Raw genomic sequence first — 5,782 nt, 5'->3', positions numbered from 1 at the left:
ACGCGTAATTATGAAATTCGACGCACCAAAAGGACTTTATGTATTTCACTGTCACAACCTGGAGCATGAAGACAATGGGATGATGGCTAATCTGGAGATTATTTAAAGAACAAATCGTACAAACCTAAATCACTATGAAAAAATCAATCTTAGCATTTACAACATCCTTGACATTAGTATTCCTGTTTATACAGCCTGCGGTTGCACAAGATCAATCAGGACATAATCAAGAATCAAAAAATATTGAACGCTTTGAGGACGTGCCTGAAGAATTTCGTGCAAACCTGACTCAGGTTATAGAAACCTATTTAAATGGGAAAAATGCCTTCTTAAAGTCTGATTTAGACGCTTCCCATTCGGAATTTGAATCCTTTAAAAATAAACTGGAAGAAATAGGACAACACGGGCTTTCAGGTGATGGACACACGGCCTGGATGGAAAGTTACAATCAGCTCACTGAACAGGTCAGTGTATTGCTGAACAGTGATGACATTGAAAGCTCTCGGCATGCATTCCGATCACTCTCTACTGAATTGGCAGATGCTGTTAAAAAGTTTGGAGTAGAGGGAGTTGTTTACCACCAATACTGCCCGATGGCACTCGACAGTGACGGAGCAACGTGGCTGAGCAGAAATGAGCAGATTCAAAATCCATATACACCGGATACCATGCTAGGCTGTGGTGAGGTGATTGAGAGAATGAAGTCATAGATAATTAAAAACCCTCCAAGGGTTTGGAACCCTTGGAGGGTTTAGATCTGATTTGGCAGATTTTTGAAACCGGTCAGGTCTATAAAAAACCACAAAGTAATAAAAGGTGATCCATATGAAAGAAATCAAAGCAATGATCCGGCCCGAAAAGTTTGAGGAAGTTTATAGTACACTGAGATCTGAGGGTTACTGTTGTATGACCGTTTACCATGGTGAAGGTACCGGCCGCCGCGGTGATCCCGAGAAACTCAATGCAACCCTGGAGTTTCCATTTCTTCACTCAAAAATCGTGAAAATTGAGATTCTTGTTACCGACGAACAACAGGATGACGTTATCAATATCATCCAGCAGACTGCCTGTACCCATCATAAAGGTGATGGAATTATTTACAGTTCAGACATTGACAAGGCAATTAGCATCCGAACGGGTGAAGAAGGTGTGGCTGCACTGTAATCAGTGAAAACGAAGTGAGCAGAGTTTAGTTAAAAAGTTTACTTGTTAAGCTTTTCCGTGCTTGAAAAAAAATGGTGCTTCAGCAAATCCATGAAGTACTAAAGCCTTAATTTAAAAGCCCAAAAAATCTAATGGCCGTAAAAAAATCTACTCTAATTTGTCCAAACTGCGAACAAAAATCCTTAGAGACAATGCCTGAAAATGCTTGTCAATATTTCTGGATGTGCAGTAAATGCAGCAAAATCATACAACCTAAAAAAGGCGACTGCTGTGTATTTTGTAGCTATGGTACAGTGCCTTGTCCGCCGATTCAGGAATCGAAAAGCTGTTGTTAACCACGACCAAGTCTGGTGTGATGCTTGACTTCCTAACCCCGGCAAACTGTAAGAAAAAATGTTAACTGTCGTATTGTAAACCAAAAACTTAACACAGATACATGATCCCCGATTGGATACCTAACATTCACCCGCTCATTGTTCATTTTCCCATTGCACTGCTGGTTATAGCCGTTCTTCTAGACTTGATCCGTCTCCGGTTCAATCAACAGAATTGGTTGCAGAATACAGTAATCACACTCTATTCAATTGGATCAATTGGTTTGATTGCTGCTTTTTTCTCTGGCCGTGAAGCTGTGGAAACTGTCACCGTTCTGGGAGATGCAGTGCCGGTTGTTACATCCCACGAAGACTGGGCACTCTACACATTGATCTTTTTTGGGCTTTTTACCGCCTTACGCCTCTTCACCTGGTGGAAAGATATTGAAAAAGGATGGGTACTTCCCGCACTCATTATTCCCGCCTTGATTGGCACCGGAATGCTTTGGTACACAGGTGAATTAGGAGCCAAACTGGTATATAAACATGGTGTGGCAGTAGCTGAAATTGACCGCCTTGGACAACAGATTGAAGAACTGGAGCAGCGCCTTGCCGAATTTCGTGAGGAATCCGGACCTGAAATACGGGATGATGGCTCATGGATCTGGCGTATCAATACCGGGGCAGACCAGGCACTGACAGAATCATTCAGCATCGAGGGAGCGGATAATATTCAAGCCTCCACCGAAAAGGAAGAGGGACGCACCCACTTAGAAATTTCGGATCCCGAAGAAATATTATTCATCACCACAGGTGGAGATTTGAGTGATATTGACGGCCGGGCCGAAGTAAATCTCCAAGATTTCAATGGTGAATTTATGCTGATTCATCACTATACCGATACTGAAAACTATCAATATATCCGAATAACTGGATCAGAGCTTCAGCAGGGTCAAATAGTGAATGGATCTGATAATGTCCTCGGATCAGGACAAATTGAAGAAAATAGATGGAGTACATTCAGAGTTACTGCATCTGGGCCACATTACTACGGATATCAAGATCAGCAAACCATTCTTCATACCCATGATGATGAATTGGAATCGGGACAGACCGGAATTGCAATAAGTGGCTCGGGTACTGTTAAAATCAGGCTTATAGAATTTAGAAGACCATAATTTATGTGAGAATTGTCCATTGCATTTATTAATAATCTTCAAATCTTCTTTTCTGAAGAATCGAATCAGAATTTATTTTTGTTAAAGTATTGAATGTCAATTGAATATAGATAATTGGCCGGAGAGCAGAATAGTGATTAAAATCACAATCATACCTAAAATTTAATTTCAAGAGGAGTGCCATGAAAAAAGCAGCTATTTTTACATTACTACTAAGCCTACCAATCATTCTTGTGCAGTGTAATCAATCGGAGAATGGGGAACGGCAACAACATATGATGAGCGATGGACAAATGTCCGAAATGATGCAAAATCCAGAGCAACGACAGGCATTGATGACTCAAATGGCTCAAAATCCGGAAATGCGCAGTGAGTTTATGAGTCAGATGAACTCATCCATGATGAATGAGGATCACGAAATGATGCTCGACCGGATGGAAACAATGATGAATAATCCGGAGCAGCGTGAGCAAATACGAGATCATATGCAGAGAATGATGGATGTGCTGGACAGCGATACATTCGACCGCGATCAAATGCGGGAGATGATGAACGATTCGCCTATGATGGGTATGCATATGAACTGTGTACAGATGATAACCGATGAATAAGTCAAACCCATAATCTTATAGTTATATTACGGTTAGTCTTTCAATCGATTAAAGAATTATTCGGAGACGTGATAGATGAGCTGACCAATTCCTGCAAATTCTCGGCTCAGATGGTGTTTGATAATGAAAGGGCTGACTTGCTGAGCAGAGAAGAACAGATCCGAAATCCGTACTTCCACGACATCATGCCGGGTTTTGGTGAAGTGAATAATAGGTTTATGAGGGAGATTGATGGGGTTTGGGTGGGAAGTAAAGATTCATAAATCCAGTCCAGTTAGGAACAACCATACCGCACATACGGTGTGGCGTGGTTTCAGAGGCACGAAGGTTTAAAAAAATGCTACCCCAATAGCACATGGTTTATTAAAGACTGTCCCGCTAGGGACAATATGCTTGTAAAAAAAGTGAGCCTCGACTACTCAGTTCGTCCCGTCAGGGACGTTATGTTGCTTTCTTTTGAGATCCCACGTTTCATCCATAACATGCCGCACCTACGGCGCGGTATAGTTTAGAAGGTACGGTGGTTTGACAAACATACTGCTCCGATGGAGCAAGTTGAGTGTTTCTCTATTCTTTAAAAATTATTTGTAAGGAACTGCTATTAAATCGCTCTTACTAATAAAGAGCTATGGCGAATACGTATACACAACTCTATATCCATTTTATTTTTGCAGTGCAAAACAGAACCAGCCTGATTCAACCTGATTGGGAAGAGGAACTACACAAATACATTACAGGCATTATCCAAAACAAAACTCATAAAATGATTGCCATCAACAGCATGCCTGATCATCTCCATTTGTTTATAGAATATCAGCCAAACGGAGCAATGTCAGAACTTATCAAAGTTGTAAAAGGTGAATCTTCAAAATGGATTAAAAATCGTGGATTTGTAAAGGGAAGGTTCAGATGGCAAGAGGGATATGGAGCTTTTTCTCACAGTCGGAGCCAAATTGACAGGGTCTACCATTACATTCAAAATCAAAAAGAGCATCATCGTGAGAAATCGTTCAGGGAAGAATACTTGACCCTTCTTAAAAAGTTTAAAATTTACTTTGATGAAAATATATTTTCAAGGCGGTTGAAAATCTGTCTAATCTCAAATAAATCAGGCGTTCCTGCTAATACAGTGATATTTAATATTTCGCGATTTTTAAAACTATATCTCCTTGGCTAGCGATTTTCCTTTCTTCTTAACCGTATTTTAGTCATAGTGTTACAACTTCCTTCTTTAATACTCACCAATTTTTGAAATTCAAACTAACTTCTCAAAGTTTTATTGAGCCTTTGCCAAATTGATCCTTTTAAAATTGTTCCATAAACATAAAAAAGTTTAGCTATTTTAGAGGCGTGTAAAAAAACGATCTCTACAATTATTACGGCTCTATTGAGGTATGATGTTCTCTATTCGTTCTCTCAGCTTTCTTTTATTGGCTCTGCTATTCGGTTTCATAACCGAACCTATTTTGGCTCAACTCCGGCAACCTGTCGACTTCGAAGGTTTCCGTTCTGCATTGGCTGATGCACAATCTGATGATGAAAAACTCGAATCTTATATCTCTTTCTCATTTACAGAATTTCGAAATATCCCGGACTCTCTTTTTAAAATCGCACAAGAGGTTGAAGCGCTTGAGCCGGAATCTCTCTCCAAAAAAGAAGCCTATCAGAATTTTATACTTGCTTTTGCCTGGCGACAAAGTAACCGCGACTCTTCACACTATTATGCCGAACGTGCATCCGGTCAGTTAAAAGAGTTGAATAACCACGTGAACTACTTACGGTCTCAAAATCTATTGGGGTCTGAGTATGCCCGCTATGGCAATACATTGGATGCAGAAGCTGTTTTTGTGCAGGCTTTAGAGTATCAATCTGAAAATGATGTTACTGAATACCCGGAGCACTTTTTCTACGGAAACCTGGGAAATATCTACTCCCGGGTTGGGGCCTATGATCTCGCTATAGAAATGTATAGCCGGATTCTTGAAAAAACTGATAGGACATCCGACCGATGTAATATCCAGGCAACACTCGCTTCAAATCTTGCTAAGATAGAAGACTATGAGGAAGCTATTAAAAGACTCACTCCCTGCATTGACGAGGAGACCCTTATTCCGCCAATAGCTTCGATTGTTCGTTCCAATATGAGCCGGATTCTAGTCGACTCCGGAGACATCGATTCAGGTTTGGAATATTTGGAACAGGCCGCAGCTATCAGCTACCAAAATCGGGTTCCAAATATGGAGCTGGCTCATCAAGTCAGATTGGGGAGGCTCTATATTGAACAAGATATGCTTGATGAAGCCGAGGAGATTGAGATTAGAATCCTTGATGATCGATTCAGATCCGGACCGCCAAATATTTTAATCGATAAGCATCTGTTTCTGGCAGAAATAAGCAGTTTAAGAGGTGACTATGATGATGTATTGGCACATTCAAATAGAGCTATCGCGCTTGCCCGGCAAATGAAAATGACTCACCTGTTAAAGGATGTTTACTCACTGCGATCAAGGGCTTA

Annotated in this window: 9 protein-coding genes; all 9 read left to right on the top strand. The window is 40.7% G+C overall.

What is annotated here, in order from left to right; genetic code table 11:
- Positions 1–10: 10 nt before the first annotated feature.
- A complete protein-coding gene (locus ACESM0_RS12445; protein ID WP_372906531.1) occupies positions 11–106 on the top strand; it encodes a multicopper oxidase domain-containing protein in 96 nt (31 codons plus the stop codon).
- Between the two features lie 28 nt (positions 107–134).
- Positions 135–710, top strand: coding sequence for a DUF3347 domain-containing protein (locus ACESM0_RS12440; protein WP_372906530.1), 576 nt, complete (start codon positions 135–137; stop codon positions 708–710).
- A 115-nt stretch (positions 711–825) separates the two neighbouring features.
- Positions 826–1,164, top strand: coding sequence for a P-II family nitrogen regulator (locus ACESM0_RS12435; RefSeq protein ID WP_372906529.1), 339 nt, complete (start codon positions 826–828; stop codon positions 1,162–1,164).
- Positions 1,165–1,295: 131 nt separating this feature from the next.
- Positions 1,296–1,499: a GDCCVxC domain-containing (seleno)protein gene (locus ACESM0_RS12430; RefSeq protein WP_372906528.1), complete on the top strand. Its 204-nt coding sequence runs from the start codon at positions 1,296–1,298 to the stop codon at positions 1,497–1,499.
- Positions 1,500–1,600: 101 nt separating this feature from the next.
- Positions 1,601–2,656: a DUF2231 domain-containing protein gene (locus ACESM0_RS12425; protein ID WP_372906527.1), complete on the top strand. Its 1,056-nt coding sequence runs from the start codon at positions 1,601–1,603 to the stop codon at positions 2,654–2,656.
- A gap of 182 nt (positions 2,657–2,838) precedes the next feature.
- Positions 2,839–3,267 (top strand): hypothetical protein, encoded by a 429-nt coding sequence (locus ACESM0_RS12420; protein WP_372906526.1) that lies wholly within the window; start codon positions 2,839–2,841, stop codon positions 3,265–3,267.
- Between the two features lie 110 nt (positions 3,268–3,377).
- Positions 3,378–3,530: a hypothetical protein gene (locus ACESM0_RS12415; protein ID WP_372906525.1), complete on the top strand. Its 153-nt coding sequence runs from the start codon at positions 3,378–3,380 to the stop codon at positions 3,528–3,530.
- Positions 3,531–3,895: 365 nt separating this feature from the next.
- Positions 3,896–4,444 (top strand): IS200/IS605 family transposase, encoded by a 549-nt coding sequence (tnpA, locus tag ACESM0_RS12410; protein ID WP_372906524.1) that lies wholly within the window; start codon positions 3,896–3,898, stop codon positions 4,442–4,444.
- Positions 4,445–4,733: 289 nt separating this feature from the next.
- Positions 4,734–5,782, top strand: a 1,049-nt coding sequence (locus ACESM0_RS12405) for a tetratricopeptide repeat protein (RefSeq protein WP_372906523.1), incomplete at its 3' end; no start/stop codon positions are given.

Origin of the sequence: Rhodohalobacter sp., from assembly GCF_041686455.1 — a bacterium.
In the GTDB taxonomy this organism is placed as follows: domain Bacteria; phylum Bacteroidota; class Rhodothermia; order Balneolales; family Balneolaceae; genus Rhodohalobacter.
This window is presented reverse-complemented; position numbering and strand designations above follow the sequence as displayed.

Bases quoted from the DNA above. Each gene is read 5' to 3' on its own strand.
- ACESM0_RS12430 (WP_372906528.1), top strand. From the start codon at position 1,296: ATGGCCGTAAAAAAATCTACTCTAATTTGTCCAAACTGCGAACAAAAA.
- ACESM0_RS12425 (WP_372906527.1), top strand. From the start codon at position 1,601: ATGATCCCCGATTGGATACCTAACATTCACCCGCTCATTGTTCATTTT.
- ACESM0_RS12440 (WP_372906530.1), top strand. From the start codon at position 135: ATGAAAAAATCAATCTTAGCATTTACAACATCCTTGACATTAGTATTC.
- ACESM0_RS12420 (WP_372906526.1), top strand. From the start codon at position 2,839: ATGAAAAAAGCAGCTATTTTTACATTACTACTAAGCCTACCAATCATT.
- ACESM0_RS12415 (WP_372906525.1), top strand. From the start codon at position 3,378: ATGGTGTTTGATAATGAAAGGGCTGACTTGCTGAGCAGAGAAGAACAG.
- tnpA (WP_372906524.1), top strand. From the start codon at position 3,896: ATGGCGAATACGTATACACAACTCTATATCCATTTTATTTTTGCAGTG.
- ACESM0_RS12445 (WP_372906531.1), top strand. From the start codon at position 11: ATGAAATTCGACGCACCAAAAGGACTTTATGTATTTCACTGTCACAAC.
- ACESM0_RS12435 (WP_372906529.1), top strand. From the start codon at position 826: ATGAAAGAAATCAAAGCAATGATCCGGCCCGAAAAGTTTGAGGAAGTT.